The sequence below is a fragment of the Marinomonas transparens genome (genome assembly GCF_016463975.1).
GTDB lineage: Bacteria > Pseudomonadota > Gammaproteobacteria > Pseudomonadales > Marinomonadaceae > Marinomonas > Marinomonas transparens.
The window spans coordinates 1-19123 of the sequence record NZ_JAEMNX010000002.1 but is presented as its reverse complement, the minus strand read 5'-3'; the positions used below and the strand labels follow the sequence as shown (position 1 = coordinate 19123).

The 19123-nt window shown below is 45.6% G+C and carries 22 protein-coding genes; 13 read left to right on the top strand and 9 right to left on the bottom strand.

Annotated features, from left to right (window positions below):
• The first annotated feature begins 31 nt into the window (after positions 1 to 31).
• From I8J31_RS02490 to I8J31_RS02450, 9 genes are all read left to right on the top strand, one after another.
• The gene (locus I8J31_RS02490; RefSeq protein ID WP_199466718.1) at positions 32 to 1543 is read left to right on the top strand and encodes an aldehyde dehydrogenase; all 1512 of its coding nucleotides are present in this window, start codon (positions 32 to 34) and stop codon (positions 1541 to 1543) included.
• A gap of 71 nt (positions 1544 to 1614) precedes the next feature.
• Positions 1615 to 2907, top strand: a complete 1293-nt coding sequence (locus I8J31_RS02485) for an ABC transporter substrate-binding protein (RefSeq protein WP_199466717.1) — start codon at positions 1615 to 1617, stop codon at positions 2905 to 2907.
• Positions 2908 to 2917: 10 nt separating this feature from the next.
• Positions 2918 to 3664, top strand: a complete 747-nt coding sequence (locus I8J31_RS02480; protein ID WP_199466716.1) for an ABC transporter ATP-binding protein — start codon at positions 2918 to 2920, stop codon at positions 3662 to 3664.
• Positions 3651 to 4370 (top strand): ABC transporter ATP-binding protein, encoded by a 720-nt coding sequence (locus I8J31_RS02475; RefSeq protein ID WP_199466715.1) that lies wholly within the window; start codon positions 3651 to 3653, stop codon positions 4368 to 4370. Before I8J31_RS02480 ends, I8J31_RS02475 begins: the two co-directional genes overlap by 14 nt.
• Positions 4367 to 5278, top strand: a complete 912-nt coding sequence (locus I8J31_RS02470; protein WP_199466714.1) for a branched-chain amino acid ABC transporter permease — start codon at positions 4367 to 4369, stop codon at positions 5276 to 5278. The genes I8J31_RS02475 and I8J31_RS02470 overlap by 4 nt, the downstream gene beginning before the upstream one ends.
• On the top strand, positions 5268 to 6266 hold the full coding sequence (locus tag I8J31_RS02465; RefSeq protein WP_199466713.1) for a branched-chain amino acid ABC transporter permease: 999 nt from the start codon (positions 5268 to 5270) through the stop codon (positions 6264 to 6266). The genes I8J31_RS02470 and I8J31_RS02465 overlap by 11 nt, the downstream gene beginning before the upstream one ends.
• A 29-nt stretch (positions 6267 to 6295) precedes the next feature.
• Positions 6296 to 7084 (top strand): coniferyl-alcohol dehydrogenase, encoded by a 789-nt coding sequence (locus I8J31_RS02460; protein WP_199466712.1) that lies wholly within the window; start codon positions 6296 to 6298, stop codon positions 7082 to 7084.
• A gap of 28 nt (positions 7085 to 7112) precedes the next feature.
• Positions 7113 to 8558 carry an aldehyde dehydrogenase gene (locus I8J31_RS02455; protein WP_199466711.1) on the top strand — a complete coding sequence of 482 codons (1446 nt, stop codon included), beginning with the start codon at positions 7113 to 7115 and terminating at the stop codon, positions 8556 to 8558.
• Positions 8559 to 8929: 371 nt separating this feature from the next.
• Positions 8930 to 10159, top strand: coding sequence for an EAL and HDOD domain-containing protein (locus I8J31_RS02450; RefSeq protein ID WP_199466709.1), 1230 nt, complete (start codon positions 8930 to 8932; stop codon positions 10157 to 10159).
• 101 nt (positions 10160 to 10260) lie between these two features.
• Here the strand turns inward: I8J31_RS02450 and I8J31_RS02445 are convergent, their stop codons facing one another.
• Positions 10261 to 10416, bottom strand: a complete 156-nt coding sequence (locus I8J31_RS02445; RefSeq protein ID WP_199466707.1) for a hypothetical protein — start codon at positions 10414 to 10416, stop codon at positions 10261 to 10263.
• A gap of 23 nt (positions 10417 to 10439) precedes the next feature.
• Positions 10440 to 10733 (bottom strand): hypothetical protein, encoded by a 294-nt coding sequence (locus I8J31_RS02440; RefSeq protein ID WP_199466705.1) that lies wholly within the window; start codon positions 10731 to 10733, stop codon positions 10440 to 10442.
• Positions 10734 to 11222: 489 nt separating this feature from the next.
• Here I8J31_RS02440 and I8J31_RS02435 point away from each other — a divergent pair, with 489 nt between their 5' ends.
• Positions 11223 to 12059, top strand: a complete 837-nt coding sequence (locus I8J31_RS02435) for an alpha/beta fold hydrolase (RefSeq protein WP_199466704.1) — start codon at positions 11223 to 11225, stop codon at positions 12057 to 12059.
• A gap of 28 nt (positions 12060 to 12087) precedes the next feature.
• Here I8J31_RS02435 and I8J31_RS02430 read toward each other — a convergent pair whose 3' ends face one another.
• From I8J31_RS02430 to I8J31_RS02400, 7 genes are all read right to left on the bottom strand, one after another.
• Positions 12088 to 12984, bottom strand: coding sequence for a helix-turn-helix domain-containing protein (locus tag I8J31_RS02430; RefSeq protein ID WP_199466702.1), 897 nt, complete (start codon positions 12982 to 12984; stop codon positions 12088 to 12090).
• 134 nt (positions 12985 to 13118) lie between these two features.
• A complete protein-coding gene (locus I8J31_RS02425) occupies positions 13119 to 14285 on the bottom strand; it encodes a glutathionylspermidine synthase family protein (RefSeq protein ID WP_199466700.1) in 1167 nt (388 codons plus the stop codon).
• Positions 14286 to 14894 (bottom strand): DUF1190 domain-containing protein, encoded by a 609-nt coding sequence (locus tag I8J31_RS02420; protein ID WP_199466699.1) that lies wholly within the window; start codon positions 14892 to 14894, stop codon positions 14286 to 14288.
• 10 nt (positions 14895 to 14904) lie between these two features.
• Positions 14905 to 15324, bottom strand: a complete 420-nt coding sequence (locus I8J31_RS02415) for a DUF350 domain-containing protein (protein ID WP_199466697.1) — start codon at positions 15322 to 15324, stop codon at positions 14905 to 14907.
• Between the two features lie 26 nt (positions 15325 to 15350).
• On the bottom strand, positions 15351 to 15998 hold the full coding sequence (locus I8J31_RS02410) for a YjfK family protein (RefSeq protein WP_199466695.1): 648 nt from the start codon (positions 15996 to 15998) through the stop codon (positions 15351 to 15353).
• A gap of 168 nt (positions 15999 to 16166) precedes the next feature.
• A complete protein-coding gene (locus tag I8J31_RS02405) occupies positions 16167 to 16859 on the bottom strand; it encodes a PspA/IM30 family protein (RefSeq protein ID WP_199466694.1) in 693 nt (230 codons plus the stop codon).
• Positions 16856 to 17260, bottom strand: coding sequence for a DUF2170 family protein (locus I8J31_RS02400; RefSeq protein ID WP_199466692.1), 405 nt, complete (start codon positions 17258 to 17260; stop codon positions 16856 to 16858). The genes I8J31_RS02405 and I8J31_RS02400 overlap by 4 nt, the downstream gene beginning before the upstream one ends.
• A gap of 182 nt (positions 17261 to 17442) precedes the next feature.
• Here I8J31_RS02400 and I8J31_RS02395 point away from each other — a divergent pair, with 182 nt between their 5' ends.
• The 3 genes from I8J31_RS02395 to I8J31_RS02385 all read left to right on the top strand — a co-directional run.
• A complete protein-coding gene (locus I8J31_RS02395) occupies positions 17443 to 17721 on the top strand; it encodes a DUF6471 domain-containing protein (protein WP_199466690.1) in 279 nt (92 codons plus the stop codon).
• Positions 17714 to 18268 carry a rhomboid family intramembrane serine protease gene (locus I8J31_RS02390; RefSeq protein ID WP_199466688.1) on the top strand — a complete coding sequence of 185 codons (555 nt, stop codon included), beginning with the start codon at positions 17714 to 17716 and terminating at the stop codon, positions 18266 to 18268. The genes I8J31_RS02395 and I8J31_RS02390 overlap by 8 nt, the downstream gene beginning before the upstream one ends.
• Before the next feature lie 328 nt (positions 18269 to 18596).
• On the top strand, positions 18597 to 19123 hold a 527-nt coding region (locus I8J31_RS02385), incomplete at its 3' end, for a two-partner secretion domain-containing protein (protein ID WP_199466685.1).

Sequence of the window (19123 nt, the reverse complement as noted above, 5' to 3'; positions counted from 1 at the left end):
AACAAATTTAATAAATAGGAAGAGTGACATTTTGAATATTGCCAGCGAAAGCTTGGGCGCTTCTCTTGCCCCTGAGGTTAATTTGTTTGTTGATGGGCGGCAGCAGCCTGCGATGGCAGGGGGCTATTTTGACCGACTTGATCCTAGCAATGACTTAGTCGCCTCCCATGTGGCTTGTGGACGACGTGAAGACGCTGAGCATATGGTGGCGATTGCCACGTCGAGTTTTCCCAAATGGTCTGCCACTCCGGTGGAGGAACGAGCTGCTATTCTGCTGCGGGCTAAAACCCTGATGCCTAACTATCGCGATCGTTTTGCGCAATGCATGTTACGGGAAATTGGCGCGACAGAGGAATGGGTCGATTTTAATATTAACGTCGCGATGGATGCCGTTGATGCCGCCGTTGATCTGGCGCTGCATTACCTTTCAAACGATGTAAAAGCATCCGCTAAAAAAACTTCTCATGTTTCATTACAGAGCCAATCTCACCACACGCAAGACTCTTATACGGTGCGTAAATCGGCGGGTGTTTGCTTGGCTATTGCCCCTTGGAATGCGCCGATAGTGCTTGGTTTACGTGCGGTTGTGTTTCCGCTGGCGTTTGGCAATACGGTTATTTTAAAAGCGTCTGAACTTTCTCCTGGTACCCATGTGCTGTTAGCCGAATTACTGCATGAAGCGGGCGTGCCTGCGGGTGTTATCGGGGTGATGACTAATGCATCTGAGCATTCAGAAGAGGTGATCACCAGCTTAATTTCTAATCCATCCGTACGTCGAGTGAACTTTACTGGCTCGACCCGGGTCGGCCGTATTGTGGCTGGCATTGCGGCCAAATACCTGAAACGCTGCCTGTTAGAGTTGGGCGGAAAATCACCTTTGATTGTGTTGAAAGACGCCAATTTAGCCTTGGCGGCCAAAGAAGCGGCCTATGGGGCTTTTTTAAATCAAGGGCAAATTTGCATGGCGACGGACAGGATTATCGTCGAGCAAAGTATTGCCGACGAATTCATCGAGCGATTAAAAAACATCGCTGCCGATCTGGTGGCCGGAGACCCACGTCGTAAAGGCGTGAAGTTAGGCCCGGTGGCCAGTCCTTCGGTGGCCTCGCGGTTATCTGCGTTAATTGAAGACGCCATGGATAAAGGCGCCACGCTGTTAACGGGGGCATCCCGCCGAGGCCAATTTATTGATGCCACCTTGCTGGATCATATTACCCCCATGATGCGTATTTATTCAGAAGAATGCTTTGGCCCTATTGCCGGCATTTATCGGGTCGATTCCCCAGAAGAAGCCGTAACCGTCGCTAATAATTGCGAATATGGCTTGGCCGCCGCGGTGTTTACCAACGACTTGGCGTTAGCGGATCGTCTGGTGAATCAACTTGACTCAGGCATCTGTCACGTTAATGGCGCCACGGTAAAGGACGACCCTTTTATGCCTTTTGGCGGGCTGAAGTCGAGCGGCTATGGACGTTTTGGCGGTGATGCCTGCGTCGATGAGTTTACCGAGGTGCGCTGGATCACAGTGAACCGACAGCCTTAACAGCGCGACCTGTTAGGTCGCGCTGTTAAGTCAATAAAAATACCTTAACCACAAAAATAACAAGAGGTCTTATGAAAATGAATAAACGAAATACACCTAAATATTGGTTCAGCAAGTGGCTAGTGCCCGCCATGACAGCGGGAAGTTTGGTCTTGTCTGGCAGTCTAATGGCCGCCGATGACGATACCATTAATATTGGTTTTATTAGCCCAAGGACTGGGCCATTAGCCAGTTTTGGTAAAACCGATGGTTTTGTTCTAGAGCAAGCCCGTAAGGCTTTGGCGGATGGTATGACCATTCATGGTAAGCACTATAAGGTCAATATACTCGACCGTGATAGCCAATCAGACCCAGCCCGTGCCGGCCAGTTAGCGAAAGAGCTGATTAACCAAGGGGTGGATTTAATGCTGGCGATTTCAACCCCTGAAGTCATCAATCCCGTTGCCGATGCCAGTGAAGCCGCAGGGGTTCCTACCTTGTCGACCGTGATGCCATGGGAAGCTTGGTACTATGGTCGCGGTGCCAAACCGGGTCAGCCGAGTCCGTTTAAGTGGACCTACCATTTTGGCTTTGGTGCTGGCGAATTTTATAAGACCTATATGTCCCAATGGGCCTTGTTAGAGACCAATAAAAAAGTTGGCGTCATGTATCCGAACGATGCCGATGGCAATGCGATTCGCGGGGCGTTAGTGCCGCGCTTTAAAGAAGCCGGTTACACCGTGATAGATCCGGGTGCTTATGAAACCGGCACAACGGACTTTTCGAGCCAGATTGCGCAATTTAAAGCCGAAAAAGTAGAGATCATTAATAGCTTCCCGATTCCACCTGATTTTGCTGCGTTCTGGCGTCAAGCCGCACAGCAAGGGCTGAATCGACAGGTGAAGATTATTCAAATAGCGAAGACAGGTTTGTTCCCAGCGGACATTGAGGTGCTTGGTTCATTGGGGCCAAAAATTGCTTCTGCCGCCTATTGGCATAAAAGCTTTCCTTATACTTCCACGTTAACCGGTCAAAATGGCACACAGTTAGCGGACCTATGGGAGAAGGAGTCTGGGGAACAATGGACTCAGCAATTAGGGGCGACCTTATCTTTATTGGACGCCGCTACGGAAGCCTTAAAACGCGCTAAAAGCCCAACCTCACGTAGTGATATTCGCGATGCGATTGCGACATTGAATGTGACGACCATAGGCGGCAAGGTCGATTTCACTTCTGGTCCTGTTCCGAATGTGTCCCCCGGCCCCATTATTGGTGCCCAGTGGGTGAAAGGCACAGGAAAACACAAATTAGATTATGTGATTACCGAGAATGTCACTGACCCTAATGTGCCTGTTACCCATAAGCTGCTGCCATATAACCGTTAGGAGCGATGTTGTGGAAAATACCTCTTATTCACAGCTGCAAGCGACGGGGATATATAAGTCCTTTGGTCGAGTGCAAGTGTTGAATGGCATTGATTTCACCATGGACACCAAGGATGCCATTGGCATCGTTGGTCCCAATGGGGCCGGGAAGTCCACTTTACTGAGTGTGTTGTCTGGCGCGCAGGCTCCAAGTGATGGGAAGATTATTCTTAATAATCAAGACATTACTCACACCCCTGCGCGTCAACGGGCGAAGCAGGGCTTGGTCAGAACCCATCAAATTCCTAAGCCTTTTTCCGGTATCACTGTGTTTGAAAACGTCTTCGTGGCGGCGATTCATGCCGCTACCAATGATCGCGAAGAGGCCTACGACATGGCGCTGGAGTCGATCAAGCTGTGTGGCATGTTACATCTGGCTAATCGTGAAGCAGACAGTATCGGTCTATTGGATCGCAAACGTTTGGAACTGGCCCGTGCCTTGGCGACGCAGCCTAAGCTTTTGTTTCTCGATGAAATCGGTGGTGGGCTCACGGAAGCGGAAGCCCTAGCGCTGGTGGATACCATTTTGTCATTAAGCGAGCGCGGCATTGGCATTGTGTGGATCGAGCATATTGTTCACATCTTACTGCGGGTAGTGAAAAGCCTCATTTGTATGGACAGCGGCCAGATCATTGCGCAGGGCAATCCGCAAGCTGTGATGTCAGACCAAGCGGTAATACAGGCCTATATGGGGGGAAGTGTGGATGTTGTCAGCTAAAAACCTAGATGTGCGTTATGGGCAATTTAGAGCCGTGCGCGGGGTTTCCCTAGAGGTGAAACAGGGCGAAACAATTGCCTTAATCGGCGCTAATGGTGCAGGTAAATCGACCCTGTTACGTGCTATTGCTGGAGCTTTGCCAATTTATTCGGGGGAGCTGTCGTTTAAACATAAGGTCATCACCCATGCTGCTTCCTGTGATCGGGTGAAACAGGGCTTGTCCTTGGTGCCTGAAGGTCGTCGCTTGTTCACTGAGATGACCATCGAGGAGAATTTGTTATTAGGAAAAACCATTAATAGGGCGGGAGATTGGGATCTTGATCGGGTGTTTGACACCTTTCCAAATCTGGTGAAACGACGCCACGCCAAAGCCGGCAGTTTGTCAGGCGGTGAGCAGCAAGCTACGGCCATTGGTCGGGCCTTAATGTCTAATCCTGAGTTGCTTATTTTGGATGAAGTCAGCTTGGGGTTGTCGCCTCTAGTGGTGGATCAGGTGTATGCCTCCATCGAAAAACTGCGTGATGCGGGTACCACTATTATCTTAGTTGAACAGGCGTTAGACAGGGCCATCGCCTTTGCTAAACGCGCTGTTTGCATGCTGGAAGGTCGCATAGTGTTGGATAAATTAACGGCGGATACCAACCGCCACGAAATCACCGAGGCCTATTTTGGTTTGCAACAAAGTGCGACGCAGGAGGCTTCATGATCAATAGTTTGGTACAAGCCATTTTGTTGGGTGGCTATTATGCGCTGATCGCTTGCGGTCTTGCTTTCATGTTTCAAGTAATGCGCATTATCAACTTGGCCCACGGTTCGCTGGCGATCTTAAGTGCCTATATTGTGTGGCGGATTACCGATGCGTTAGCCTTCTCGCCTTTTGTTTCTATGCTCATTGTGTTGCCCATCATGGCGTTGATCGGTTGGTTGTTACAGCGGGTTATTTTAGAGCGCGCCAGCAAGGGCGGAGAACTACTACCTGTGTTAACCACCTTCGGCTTATCGATTGTGATTGATAATCTGTTGTTCCAACATTTTGGTGCCAATACGCGTTCACTCGCCTCTTATGTTGGCGATTTGAGTTGGGAGTCCTATGAAGTTTTTGGTCTGTGGATTGGCAAACTCCCTGTCATCATTTTGTGTACCGCCATTGTGGTGATTGGCGGCTTGGATTTGCTATTGCGCTTTACGCCCTTGGGGCGACAAATCAGAGCAACGGCGTTTGATCCAGAGACCGCCGGTCTGGTGGGAATTGATGCGCGCAAAATAGCGGGTATATCTGCCGCGATAGCCATGATGACGGTGGGAATCTCTGGCACCGCCTTAGGGTTACGGGGCACCTTCGATGCCTATGCGGGCGCGCCACAGCTGTTGTTTGCTTTTGAGGCCACCATCATTGGTGGGGCAGGGTCCCTATGGGGCGTGTTTTTTGGCGGCATCATCTTGGCGATAGCGCAAAGTGTCGGCGCATTAATTCATCCGCAAGGCTTTTTATTGGGAGGGCACTTTATCTTTCTTACCTTCTTATTCGCCAGAATTTATCTTAACCGTGATTTTTTTACCTTGCGCCATTGGCTCGGAAAAAAGACAACAAAGGTGGAACAGCATGAAAATTAAACGCTCTAATGCCTACTCAATGGCCACGGTTATCGGCGCGAGCTTGTTGTTTGTGGCGCTGGTCAGTGCGGCGTTTGTGGCTTCTGACAATGTGCTAGAAAGACTCACCGTATTGTTTGTTTACGTCATTTTGGCAGCCATGTGGAATACCTTGGCAGGCTTTGGTGGTTTGGTGTCCATAGGTCAGCAATTGTTCTTTGGTTTGGGGGCCTATGCCACTATTCGTCTGGCGGATTTTGGCATTCCTCCCTTTGTGGCGGTATTGATGGCGGCGCTGCTGGTGGGCTTATTAAGTTGGCCGATTTCTAAATTCATGTTGCATCTAAAAGCCGCCGAATTTGGCATTGGCATGTGGGTATTGGCGTCGGTTGGTCATTTATTGGTGAACCTTGATCCCTTGATTCAAGGGGAAACAGGCACTTCGCTGATTTCTCTTAATGTCTATCAGATAGAAACACGTCGAGTGCTGATTTATCTTGCAGCGTTAATCAGCATGGTAGGTTTGTTAATTGGGCTGTTTTATTTGCTGCGCTCTAAAGCCGGTATTGCCATGCAAGCGATTCGCGACAATGAAGAAGCCGCCGATTCGATTGGTGTGGATGCGCAAACCGTTAAAAAATGGTTCTTCATTTTTGCTGCCTTTGGTACGGCACTGGCGGGCGCTTTGTGGTTAGCGCAAGCGTCTTCCTTTCAACCGAAAACCTATTTCTCGGTGCAATGGACCGCCTACATGATTTTCATGGTGTTAGTGGGCGGTATCGGCCGCTTTGAAGGGGCGATTCTGGGCGCGTTACTGTTTTTTGCCGTGGAGACATGGTTTGCCGCGACCGGTGTTTGGTATCTGGTTGGCTTGGGTGCGGTGGCTGTGCTCTGTTCCTTGTTTTTACCAAAGGGGTTGTGGGGCGCAATTGAATCGCGTTTGGGCCTTCGTTTGATTCCGGTGGGGTATCAAGTAACAGACGAAACATTGAAGTCACATAAGCCCTGATCATTAAAATAAAAAAATAGGAGTCGAAGATGATGTTATTCGGAAAAACAATCTTGGTCACTGGCGTCGCAAGTGGCATTGGTCGACGTACCGCCGAGCTTGCTGCGCAAATGGGTGCGGAAGTGATAGGCATTGATTTGGTGAAACCAGAGCACATTGTCGGGCGCTTTATTGAAGCCGATATTTCCTCGCAAGCAGGGGTGGACAAGGTGATCGCCCAGCTACCGGATGAGATGGATGCCCTGTGTAATGTGGCAGGTGTGTCGGGGCAATCTGGCGCGGCCATCACCTTGGCAATCAATTTTTTTGGCCTGAGAGCCTTGACCGAAGGCCTAGTGACTAAGTTGCGTACTGGCGCTAGCGTGGTCAATGTGGCGTCTATTGCTGGGTTTGGCTGGAAAGAAAACAGCCAACGGGCCAGCGCCATTGCCAAGTTAGGCGGTTTTCCTGACGCTAATCAGGTGATGAAGGATTTCGATATTCCTAATGAGGCGGGTTATCCCATCTCCAAAGAGATCTTGCTAGTGTGGACCATGCTGGCCTCTCAACAAGCGCTATTCCGATCTCGCCATATTCGTGTTAATGCGGTCTCTCCTGGCCCCGTGGAAACGCCTATATTGACGCAATTCCGTCAGGTGCTGGGTGACGAGCGGGTAGATTCCGATGTGGATCGCGTGGGTCGTGCTGGTAATGCTGGGGATATCGCCCCGGCGATTCTCTTTTTATGCTCCGACGCGGCGCGTTGGATTAATGGTCATAATCTCGCCACCGATGGCGGTTTAGAAGCCTCGCTCACGATTGAGCAATGCAATTTGTAACTTTTCATTCCTAGCAAGGAGTCATGCTATGACAGTTCTATTAAGCATTGCTGGTAAAGACACACCAGCAAGCAATGCAAAAACCTATTCCCGCTTAGACCCCGTCACAAGGGAAGTCGCTTCGATATCTGCTGCTGCCTCGTTAGAAGATGTGGCGAGCGTGACGAAAGCGGCGGATCATGCTTTCGCCAATTGGTCACAAGTGGGGCCCAGTGAGCGTCGTGCTCTGCTAAATAAAGCGGCGGATATTATGGAGTCGAAAGCCGATGACTTTATCGGCGCTATGATCTCAGAAACCGGTGCCACAGGGGGCTGGGCAGGCTTTAATGTCATGTTAGCGGCGGGGCATATTCGCGAAGCGGCGGCGCTGACGACTCAGGTGGGTGGGGAAGTCATTCCAGCCAACAAACCGGGCACCTTGGCGATGGCCGTCAATAAACCAAAAGGCGTTTGCTTGGCGATAGCGCCTTGGAATGCGCCGGTTATTTTAGGTGCCAGAGCGATTGCGACGCCCTTGGCTTGTGGTAATACGGTGATTTTGAAAAGTTCTGAATTTTGCCCGCTGACCCATCGATTAATCATTGATTGTTTTCTGGAAGCGGGCTTCCCTGATGGCGTCGTCAATCTGTTATCAAACGACCCAAGCGATGCGGCGGAGATAGTCAAAGCCTTGATTGAAGCGCCACAAGTTCGCCATGTTAACTTTACCGGTTCCAGCCCAGTGGGCCGAATTATTGGCCGTTTAGCGGGTGAAAACCTGAAACCAGCCTTGCTTGAATTAGGTGGTAAAGCGCCGTTAGTGGTATTAGCGGATGCGGATATTGAAGGGGCGGTGAATGCCGCTATCTTTGGTGCTTTCATGAACCAAGGGCAAATTTGCATGTCCACCGAGCGCTTGATTGTCGATGACAGCATTGCCGATGCCTTCGTCGCGCAACTGGCGGCACGGGCGTCGCAATTGCCCTGGGGGAATCCTCGCGAACAGGTAGTGTTGGGTTCGTTAGTGAATCCTGAGGCCGCCGATAAGATGCATCAACTCATTGAAGACGCTGTGTCAAAAGGGGCTAAATTGGTTTGTGGGGGCGAAAGCGACGGGGCGATTTTCTCCGCCACCTTATTGGATGGCGTGAACGACACCATGCGCATTTACCGGGAAGAAAGCTTTGGCCCAGTGAAATCCATTATCCGTGTGAATGGTGATGTAGAAGCCATACGCGTCGCCAATGACAGTGAATATGGCTTATCGGCGGCGTTATTCTCGCAAGATATTAACCGGGCTCTCGCTTGCGCGAATGCCATCAAGAGCGGTATTTGTCACATTAATGGGCCAACGGTAGCGGATGAACCGCAAATGCCATTTGGTGGTGTGGGGGCGTCGGGCTATGGTCGCTTTGGTGGCAAGGCGGGAATTGCGGAATTTACCGATGTACGCTGGATCACCATTGAAGATCCACAGCAGCACTATCCTTTTTAAGTAAAAGCCTTTTTAAGTAAAAGCCTTTTTAAGTAAAAGCCATTTTAAGGCTAAGAAACAGCGGCACTATCATACAGTGATGATAGTGCCGTTTTTAACAAAAAATTGTTACAGCGTAAGAAATGTTTGATTCTGTACATTGCCCTGTTTGAATCATACTTTCAGAAAGACGAATGCTGATCTGTGTTTGCGTTCTTTTTACCTTAGTTGGAGCTGATGGTATTAGTTTTGAACGCATATTTTCAGTGGTTAACATAACTTAACTGATTACTTCTCTTTATATCGCTAAAAGAACGCGATGTTTTCTTTTTTACCTATCTGAGATGCTGTAGATTATAGCGTTCGAGTCTAAATCATTATAAGACAACTACATGATAGAATTTCCAGAGGCCTTAGATGACTTAATGATGGCTCAACAACCCATTTTAACGAAAGAAAAAGCATTATTTGGGTATGAGTTATTGTTTCGAGAAAAGGACACCTCGGATGCCAATGTTTTTGATGGTACTGCAGCGACTAGTCGAGTATTAGCAAATTTATGTATTGGTATTACTGGAATGGAATCCCAAGTTAAGAAACCATTTTTCATTAATATGACAACTGATCTGATAGTGTCGGATGCTTTTGTTCCTATTGATCCTGAGTCGGTTTATATCGAGATACTTGAGGGTCAAAAATTGACCTCTGAATTTATTGAGTCGGTTAAAACGCTGCATAGCACAGGCTATCTTTTTGCCTTAGACGATTATCAATTTTCTGATGAGTACAAAGTGCTATTGCCTTGGGTCTCGATTATTAAGGTCGATGTTTTGGCAACTAACCCTATTCGATATGCAAAACAGCTTGCTGAATTAAAGTCCCAAGGTTTCACCCTACTTGCCGAAAAAGTCGAAAATCAAACCATGTTTGATCTCTGTTATAAAATGGGCTTTGAACTTTTTCAAGGGTATTTTTTGCAGCGCCCTCAGATGGTGAAAGGCAAAAAAATAGACGCTGCCACTCAAGGCGCTATGTCGTTAGTTAATGCCTTACAGGATGAAGATGTTTCTATTAGTAAGGTCACAACATTAGTTGCTCAAAACCCAACTATCTCGTTTCAGTTGTTACGTATTCTTAATAGCCCGGTTTGCGGTATTTCGAAAAAAGTCACGTCAATTAAGGAAGCGGTGGTTCTGGTTGGTCTATCTCAGCTTAAAAAGTGGGCGCTGCTTATTACATTGACTTCTTCTTCGGGTCAGCCAGGACCCTTGTTGAAAATACTTTTAGCTCGCGGCCGTTGTTGCCAATTGCTTGCAGAGCACAAATTCCCTGAATTATCGGATCCTGCCTTTATGACGGGGTTATTGTCAGGTATTGATGCTGTGTTTGAGGTGGATAAAAGCGAAGTGTTTAGTCAACTTGCTCTTAAAAAAGATATTAAGCATGCGATCTTACATGGCTCAGGTACGCTGGGAGAGTTATTAAAACAGACTTTAAGTTGTGAAGAGCAAAAATGGTCAAAGTTGGATGCACTAGAGCAGGATGACAGACAGACGCTTAATCAGGCATTTTTGTCCTCCATTATTTGGGCGGATGAAGTGATTAGCTCCATCGCTTCGTAGCTTTTAGGATTATTACCTTGCTCTAAATTTCTACGACCTCACCAGCCCCCAGTTTTATGGCATGCTCTAGAAAGGGTTTAATAAGTAATAACGCTCTACCTTTAGGGCGTTTGCTTTTTATGAATAATTAAATCACATATTTTAATAGCATTATCTTTTGGAAAGTCCCCAACCAGATAGCCCTGCTCGCCATAATAGTTATATTCAGTAGAAAATATGCCGCTTACCTCGCCATCTTGAATAGGTGTAACTCGCATATATGTTCTTTTATTTTTGATTCTTATCGAATTTTCGAATATATGTTTTGTATTAATTTCATATATTGTTGTATTTTATGATTTTTTTGACGTTTTATTTCTTCGTCGCATAGGTCGGAAATAAGTTCGTACAGGTCATTGCTTTCATCGTAGGTGGGCTCACGCTTCATCTTGGTGGAGTAGGTGTCTTTAGCAATAGTGAAGGCCATATCACGGTCATAGAGTGCTTTCTTTGTTGCTTCTTTGGCTATTTCTTCGGCAAGTTCTCTGGCGGCTTCTTTGGCAATATCAAATAATAAATCTAACTGAGCTGTCATCGCATCTTCCTTTCTGTGCTTCGTACCTCTTTTGGGGAAAGTGGGAGGACTATGCATCTACGATATGTTGTGTAATTTTAAAGGTTTTGAGTTGCCTACTCGGTGAGGGTAGACAATTTTTTGAATGAGTTAGGCCTTTATTATCTGCCATGGCTGAGTGGCTGATAGGTTTCTGTGTGTCATTTTCAGGCTAAATTTTAGTAATGGGCAGGTATGCTCCCTAAACATGATGGTTGTTTGCGTCATCGTGCTAGGAATGATTATGGATAATGCTGGTGCCCCTATCGGTAGTTTGCTTATTTCCCTTCCGATATTGAGGCGGCTTTGTTGCTTCCCTGTCGTGTGCATCGTTCCCTTTCTCCATTCTTTAAACCAAAAGACCTTTTAAAATTTAGAGGTTATCTCTCACTTAAAATACGGTTTTTTCAAAATATCTCCCTGAGATGAAGACATTAAGTCATATCAATTTTAAAAACAAGGGTTAATATTATGAAAAAAACACTGGTTTTGAACGGTAATACATTTCGATATTCTATTTATGAAAATAACGATACAGATCAATTTGGTGTGTTTTTAATGGGGGCGTTACAGGATATAGACTCGGTTGATTTTTTTTCTAGAGAGTTTTCTAAGGTGGTAAATACCATAGTGATAGAAGCGCCGGGTACGGGAGAAACGGAAGTTTTACAGGCGACGGTGAGTGTTCGAGATCAGGCTAAAATGGTAGTCGATTTGTTGAAGTATTTAAAAGTCGATAAAGCTCATGTGTTTGGCTTTTCCTATGCAACGGCTGTATCAGTTGAGTTATGTGATGTGTGGAGCGGTGTGCAAAGTCTTTCTATTGCCTGTGGGGTGCCTGGCATACCTGAATGCGCAAGAAAGGTATCTTTACAGATGGTTGCGGCAGCACTAAAAAGTAAGTCGACATTTGCCAATACCTTCGTTAATGCTTTAACGTCTGATCATCCGTCTATCCCTCGTAATAAAGCCATTCGTCGCTCACTAGTGGCGGGAATAATGAAATATGATCAAATTAGGGTTGATGTGTTTATTGAAAATACTTTTAGGCTGTTAGCTTATAAGCCTAAAAACCTAGCAAGTATAACTGTTCCTACTTTGGTGCTTGCAGGAGAATATGACCCTTATGCTACAAAGGAGATAATGAGAGATTTTTACGGGAAATTGAAAAATGCACATTTTGTTGTGTTGAAAAATGCAGATCATTTCCCCAATTTACAGCAACCGCACAAAGCAGCAGATGCGCTGATTACTTTGGCAAACCATTATCGGCAGGTGTGTGAGGGGTTTAAAGTAATAGAAGGTTAATTCATCAAAGAGAATATAGTCCCCATTGCTATATTCTCTTTTCCATTCTTTTCTTAATATAAGCGTTTGATATACCCTTGATCATTTCCACTACGTAATCTTTTTGGTGGACAGGAACATGCTGCAATGATTCAACTAGGAGCGAATCTCTAATGTGTTGCAACTTACGAAAACCATGAAACTCTGAGTAATGAGTCATTTCTTTTGTGAAATTTACATGGCCAGTAAGCTTTAACCCTAGTTTTGCTCTAATGCCAATTGCTAATGAAAATGGCTGAGGGTCGTTGGGGTTTTCTAGCACCTTGTATTTATATCTGGACAACCCAACAATTTCGCCCATTTCTCGTTCCGAAAGTTTATATTCTTCTCTGAGTTCTTTTGCTGTAAGTGCCACTGAGTGGTAATAGCTTTCAGCAAATTCTTTTAAGTCAATAACATCCGGTGGCAGGTGTTTTTTTTCAAACTCGGCGTCGATGACTCCATATTCCTTGGTCAACTCGGCTCTGAGTTTGTCGACGGCATCCTTGCCTGCTTGATCTAGATACAAATAAATACAACTGAGAACAATGTCGAATTGTTCATATGGCATATTACCAATACAAAGTAGGGCATCGACGGCCAGTTTGTCCATTCCTCGGTAGGATTCGCGTATTTTTGTCCCTAGGTAAAAAGCAGTCATTGGGATCATGGTAAGCCATGAAAATACAGCAACAAAATGAATGGGGCGGATTCCAGTGTGAGCTTTTTGTAGGTAGCGTAATAGCACCTTGTTACTGATGCCAGAGAAGCGGTTAGCCAGAGTGTCATTTGTCCAGCCTTGGACTTTTTTAATATAAAGCATAGATTGAACGATTTGACTTTCTAAGCCCTCCAGCATGTTTTCTATGTGTTGTAGCTCTTCGTCAGTGACGAGTGGTGCTTTCATTTTTGCGCTCTCTTTCTCGATTTTCTGAGATAGTAACATCTCTTTACTTACTGTCTAAAGGACATCTTAGCCGCTAACTTTTTTATTATTTTCTGCTAAATCAACGAGCTGACCTCTGTGCCATTCAAATGCTGTTAAACAATAACATGAGGTAAATAGCGGCTCATATCTTGTGTTATTGGGTTGCTGTCCTCACGAATGGAAATTCCTGCCGCTTGATCGTCCACTAGCCAGCTGCCGATCAAGGTATAGTTGTTGCCAAACTTAGGTAACATATATGTCGCTTGGTAGATAAAACCTTCTTCTCCGTAAGGGCCGGATGAGGCTTCTATATGGGTGTCTTTACCGACAAAAGAGATATTAGAACCTTCGCGGGAAAAGATGGGTTTTTTCACCAAGGAGTCGATACCTGTGGCGAGGTGTAGCTCGTCTTCAAAAAATGCCGGTAACAGGTTGGGGTGGTTAGGGAACATTTTCCACAGCATAGGCAAGAGTGCCTTGTTAGACAAAAGGCTTTTCCATGGTGGCTCCAACCAGCGGATGTTGTTTTTACCAAGTTGGCTTGAAAACGCCTCTTGGAACATGAATTCCCAAGGGTATAGCTTGAACATCGAGCTAATGACTTGATCTTTGGTATCGGTGAAACTGCCTTCTGCATCTCGGCCTATGTCGTCGATATACACAAAGTCCGTTTCGATTTCCGCTTCGTTAGCACAGTCTTCTAGGTATTGAACTGTACCACGGTCTTCTGGTGTGTCTTTGCAGCAGGAAAAATGCAAGACCCGATCTGGGGTGAGGTATTTGATCTCTTTAAAGCGATTGACGAGTTTTTCTTGCAGACAATTAAACTGGTCTGAATGGGGGAGAAGAACTCCGGCATCCACATTGTCTTGCAGCCACAACCATTGCCAAAAGCCTGTTTCATAGACGCTGGTAGGTGTATCCGCATTGTTTTCGTACAGCTTGGCATCGCCTTTGCCTGAATAGGCAAAATCCAAGCGTGAATACAAACTAGGGTCGCCATTCAGCCAAGATTGTCGAATAAAGTCCCATTGGGCTTCTGGTAAGCAAAAACGCCGCATGAGCTCGTCGTCCTTGATGACCTTGTCTACCACCGCCAAACACATTTGATGTATGTCTTCTGTGGGGGCTTCGATGCCTTTTTCTATTTGTTCTAAGGTGAATTGGTAATAGGCACTTTCATCCCAATACTTTTCCCCATGCATGGTATGGAATTCAAAGCCGAATTCCTCAGCTCTCTTTTGCCATTGAGGCCTTTCAGCAATGGGGATACGGAACATTTAGCCGCCCCATCCTTTGGATTTACCACCGCCCCAGCTTGATTTTGCGGAAGCAACTGCGCCAAATCCACCGCGGGAAACAGTACGCGTTACTCTTGGTTTTGGCTTTAATTCGTTTGGGGACACTTTATAGGACCTTTGTCCTGCACGACCAATGATGGAGCCGTCTGCCGTCATTAAGCTGTTACGAGAGGAAGAGTTGCTATTACGGTACTGATAGACCGGGTTATAGCCATAACCTCGATTACTACTTAGTAAGTTTCCTATCATAAAGCCTGTAAACATAGGCATGAAGGTGCTGGAAGATCTTGGGGACACACATTGATCGTAGCCGAAGTCTTCTTCACACTGTCTCTGGGAAGTGTATCTAGGGCCTGTGCGTACGGCTTCAGCGACTGCTTGTTTATAAGCGACTTCACACTGTTCCGTAGTCAGTGTGGTGTTGGCCGTACAATCCTCTACAGAAGAGACAATTTTTACTTCTTCTTCGTTCTGGCCACAGGCCGCTAAGGTAATAGAGGCGACGGCGAGGGTAAGTGGTCGAAACAGTGGGTGCTTAGGCTTTGCCTTGCGCATTTTATCAAGGTCGATATATCGGCTTCTTTTCACAATAGATTCCTCAATAAGACATGCAGGCGGAATTAAGTATCCCTACGGAAATACTGATGGCAGCAAGAATCACCCCAGCGCTGACTTCATTGGCCGTGATGCGGGCGACAATTTTTGGCATAAATATGAAGCGTACTACTGCAAAGGCGAGCGATTGTGCGATCAAAGCAACAACGCCCCAGATAGCAAAATCTATAATAGAAACCGAGTTGGTCGCCGCGCCACCTAACGCGATAGAGAAGCCAACAATAGCGCCACCAAGACCAATAGCCGCAGCGGTATTTTGATCTGTTTTAATCAGTTTCCATTCATCGTGTGGCGTGATAAAGGAGTACACCACAATAAAGATAACGACGAATAAGAGAGCGAGGCCAAAGTAGCCGCCGAAATTAGCAATGCTGGATAGAAGGTCTTGAGTTTGCGGATCCATAAAAATTCCTTGTCTTGTTTAAAACATTAGCCGTGAATGGTTAATTGTGAAGGGGTTAAGGTAATACCTGTACTCAATACAAAACAACGATTTAAACCGCCATCTTGCTCGCTTTCTTCTGCGGACAGAAAAAGCGATTCGGTATGGCCATCATTAATTTCCCGTTCAAATAGCATGATAAATTGATCCGTTTCTGAGGGTTCGCCGTCATCATCATAGGTGCTTTCTTGTACATAGACCGGATTATGATAATCACTGGCAGAGGTCCAGACTCGGTGATAAGTATGATCTTCTAGCGAGTAGGTTGATGTGCCCATTTGCTTGTAAAGTAAATTGTCCCATACTGACTGAGAAGCCACATCTTGCGTATCGTAGAAGTGAAAGAGCTTCACATCGACAACATGCTCTGCATTTTTACCTCCTTCAGAAATGACCTGTAAGAAGGCATCATCGTCGGTGTAAAAGCGAAACATCCAAGTGCCATCAAGCTCAGCAATACCAGCTGCTTTTATTATGTAGCTGGTGGCGGCTTTATCAATGACAAGCTTGTCTTCAATCATGCGCATCAATAATGGGTCTATCTCAAAGCTCCCACCTAAACGTAAGCCCATAATAGAGGGAGCATTACTTACAGCCGATGCTGGTTTTTTCTTTTTAAAAAGTGAAGTAAACATGGTCTCACTTCTATAGTTAATGAAAAGGTAATAGGGAAAATATATGCGTCAACAGCACTATACATTAAAAAGCGTAAAATGAACGGGCATCACTTTGTAAAGACCCCAAGCTTATAATAAAAATGGCCACATTAAGCGGCCATTTTGTTTTAGCATTTTAAAGGAGGATTAACCTTTTTTAGCGGCAAGTAATTGAGCAAGCTTGTCGTTACCGCTCTTCTTCGCGCCACCAGATTTAATGCCAGCGGCTTTTAGCTTGGCATCGAGAGAGCTTCCAGACTCTTCATTGGCTAACTCTTCTGCCACATCCAATTCCGCACTGCGTTGTAACTGCTTTTCTTTGATGCGATCAAGGCTGCTTAGCGCGGTTTTCACCTTGCTGTTGGCGCCCATATGGCGAGTAGAAACGGCGACCTGTGCTTTTTGTACCGACTCTGTCGCTTTAACCTGTTCTATCTGTTGTTCCATCAGGCGAACATTGGTTTTCGCTTTGGCGATATTGGCTTTTAACGACTTTTCAGAAGATAAAAAGCTATCGAGAATGTTTTGCTCGCCATCCAAGGCGGTTTCCAATTCACTGACTCTATCGGCGCATTCAATCGCCAAGGCTTCATCGGTTTCACTCGCGGCGATGGCGTGGTTGGTATAGGTCTCTATATCATCCTTTAACGCGGCAACCTTGCCTTCTGCCAATTTACGTTTTGCCATGATACGGGTTAGGCTTTCATCGCACGCCTGTAGCTCTTGTTTTGCTTCACGCATTTCTTGGTCCAATATACGAATCGCTTGAGTATCGGCTGCTGCTTCGAGACCTTCGTTTGTGGCGCCACGTATCGCTGTCCATAATTTTTTTAAGCTCATAGCACTATCTCCGCATTTAAGTGATCACTGTATAAATCAAGAAACTCAGTCACGTTATTGAACAGTGCTTCAATTTCTTCTAGCACGACACTTTCTTTACTGTCTGTGGATAACGCACCAAATGCCACGTAATACTCATCACCACCTATTTTATTGATGCAGATAGAGGTTAATGGTACTAATTGATGGCTGCGTAAAATCAAATTATTAAGAGCATTTTTGTCTTTTACACTGGCGGTTGAAAACAAAGCTGTTTCAACCAAAATTTGTTGATTACCCGCATAGACAAAGACATCAATACCTTCATCATTGGCTATGTTTAGGCATTCGCCTTCTGACTCTACAACCCAATCTGGTTGAGCTTCAATCAGCTTTAATAATGTATCTTTGTTCCAGGACATAAGGTTTTCCTTTATTTAAAACAACATATGAGCGTGTAACATAAGTCACGAATATAGCACTAAAGTTCGCCATGTCAACCATGACTAACATTCGTTGTCATATATGAGATAACTATGTAATATGGGTAACACTTCTATTATTCAATAGTCGTATCAATAATACTTATTGTATGGTCGGTAACATGAATCAAGATCAAAACATTAAAAATCGCCAAGCCTTGTCTCCCTATAAACTCGCAATAACCCGTTACATCAGGTCAGCACTGGCTTTGAAGGGAATGAAGTATGACGACTTATCTGCCGCATTGAATCAAAAAGGCATCACAATGACGCCTGAAAATTTGCGCAGTAAAACCCATAAGGGCATGTTCTCCGCCGACCTTTTCGCCGCCATTATTGATGTTTTGGGCTTAGAAGAGACGGCATTGCATGAAATATTAAAGCAGACTAAAGATGCTTAAGCGAATCATTCCAGCCGATATACTCTACTTTGTGATTGCCATCTGGATCGTCTTTTTTATTGACGCTATTTTGTTGGGCGTTAACTTAAATCAATTTGGTATTCGCCCGCGAACATTAGACGCCTTACTGGGAATTTTATTCTCACCCTTTCTTCATGCTGGACTCTATCACATCATTTCAAACACCATTCCATTGCTCGTACTTGGTAGCCTGCTAGGGGCTTCCGTTGGCCGCAGAAAACTACGCTACATCATGATCCTAGGGGCCATCGGTTCAGGAGTAGGAGTGTGGTGCTTTGGTAGCAGCGGACTGGTGGTTGGTGCTTCTGGAATGGTCTTTGCGTTACTTGGCTTTTTGTTTGCGGATGCCATCTTCAACCCTAGCCTACGCAATTGGTTAATCGCCATCGTGGCTTTTTTCGCTTACGGCGGAACCTTGTTTTCGTTAGTCAGCTTTTTACCCTATATATCATGGGCCGCGCATTTCTGGGGCTTTGTATCTGGTATCTTATTATCCATCTTGCTTGGGCGCAGGAGATCGAGTTAGAGGGCGCCTCTATAAGACTAATCGTAACAATTTCTACAGCATTTACTCTAGCCTCTCTTTTATTTAACAATACAGGCAAGATCTGTCTCTTTTCTTAGGTACTAACACTTATTTTCATCAAAATTTTGCACCTATTTAGGGCGAGCTTCGGCTCGTTTTTTTTGGTATTCAAACGCAGATTTCATCTTTATTGTAAATAAATGTATCTTTGTATTCATGTTTTGTAAATTTTGCTTACAATCATTTTCTTAATGTTTGTTAATTCTGTCGTTCCGAGCGTGTTTTCTTCGGATTTTTAAAATTAATAATTCAAGGACGAAGGTTGTTTATGCTGTCTGCTTTCAAGTGGCTAAAAGAAACATGTGGTGGTGTTGGACGCTTTTCTTCTCCTAAAAAGTCCGCCTTGTCTTTTTCGTCAGTTCGTCCTGTTCCGCGTTATTCGTCCTATCAGTCTTTGTTGGCTCCTTGTCGTAAACACCAAAAACACATTGCCTTGATTCTGCTGTCTTCGTATTTTTCCATGCCGGGTGTCTTGTTGGCACAGGGCGTGTCGGCAGCGAATACGGCCCATGCCCCTGCGTTTGATACGGCGGCCAATGGTGTACCCATCGTTAATATCAATGCGCCGAGCGCGAAGGGCGTGTCACGTAATCAATACAATGAACTCAATGTCGATGCTAAAGGTTTAATCTTCAACAACTCGACGGCCATTGTGCAAACCAAATTAGCGGGTTATGTGGATGGCAATAAACGTTTAGGTGGTAAAAGCGCCGGTATTATCCTGAACGAAGTTTTGGGCAACAGCCGCAGTGCCTTGAATGGGTATATGGAGATCGCAGGGCAACGGGCTCAGTT

What these genes read in the sequence shown, in the direction of transcription:
- I8J31_RS02485 (WP_199466717.1), top strand. Translation starts at nt 1,615, where the DNA reads ATGAAAATGAATAAACGAAATACACCTAAATATTGGTTCAGCAAGTGG.
- I8J31_RS02475 (WP_199466715.1), top strand. Translation starts at nt 3,651, where the DNA reads ATGTTGTCAGCTAAAAACCTAGATGTGCGTTATGGGCAATTTAGAGCC.
- I8J31_RS02470 (WP_199466714.1), top strand. Translation starts at nt 4,367, where the DNA reads ATGATCAATAGTTTGGTACAAGCCATTTTGTTGGGTGGCTATTATGCG.
- I8J31_RS02465 (WP_199466713.1), top strand. Translation starts at nt 5,268, where the DNA reads ATGAAAATTAAACGCTCTAATGCCTACTCAATGGCCACGGTTATCGGC.
- I8J31_RS02460 (WP_199466712.1), top strand. Translation starts at nt 6,296, where the DNA reads ATGATGTTATTCGGAAAAACAATCTTGGTCACTGGCGTCGCAAGTGGC.
- I8J31_RS02455 (WP_199466711.1), top strand. Translation starts at nt 7,113, where the DNA reads ATGACAGTTCTATTAAGCATTGCTGGTAAAGACACACCAGCAAGCAAT.
- I8J31_RS02450 (WP_199466709.1), top strand. Translation starts at nt 8,930, where the DNA reads ATGATAGAATTTCCAGAGGCCTTAGATGACTTAATGATGGCTCAACAA.
- I8J31_RS02445 (WP_199466707.1), bottom strand. Translation starts at nt 10,416, where the DNA reads ATGCGAGTTACACCTATTCAAGATGGCGAGGTAAGCGGCATATTTTCT.
- I8J31_RS02440 (WP_199466705.1), bottom strand. Translation starts at nt 10,733, where the DNA reads ATGACAGCTCAGTTAGATTTATTATTTGATATTGCCAAAGAAGCCGCC.
- I8J31_RS02435 (WP_199466704.1), top strand. Translation starts at nt 11,223, where the DNA reads ATGAAAAAAACACTGGTTTTGAACGGTAATACATTTCGATATTCTATT.
- I8J31_RS02430 (WP_199466702.1), bottom strand. Translation starts at nt 12,984, where the DNA reads ATGAAAGCACCACTCGTCACTGACGAAGAGCTACAACACATAGAAAAC.
- I8J31_RS02425 (WP_199466700.1), bottom strand. Translation starts at nt 14,285, where the DNA reads ATGTTCCGTATCCCCATTGCTGAAAGGCCTCAATGGCAAAAGAGAGCT.
- I8J31_RS02415 (WP_199466697.1), bottom strand. Translation starts at nt 15,324, where the DNA reads ATGGATCCGCAAACTCAAGACCTTCTATCCAGCATTGCTAATTTCGGC.
- I8J31_RS02410 (WP_199466695.1), bottom strand. Translation starts at nt 15,998, where the DNA reads ATGTTTACTTCACTTTTTAAAAAGAAAAAACCAGCATCGGCTGTAAGT.
- I8J31_RS02405 (WP_199466694.1), bottom strand. Translation starts at nt 16,859, where the DNA reads ATGAGCTTAAAAAAATTATGGACAGCGATACGTGGCGCCACAAACGAA.
- I8J31_RS02400 (WP_199466692.1), bottom strand. Translation starts at nt 17,260, where the DNA reads ATGTCCTGGAACAAAGATACATTATTAAAGCTGATTGAAGCTCAACCA.
- I8J31_RS02395 (WP_199466690.1), top strand. Translation starts at nt 17,443, where the DNA reads ATGAATCAAGATCAAAACATTAAAAATCGCCAAGCCTTGTCTCCCTAT.
- I8J31_RS02390 (WP_199466688.1), top strand. Translation starts at nt 17,714, where the DNA reads ATGCTTAAGCGAATCATTCCAGCCGATATACTCTACTTTGTGATTGCC.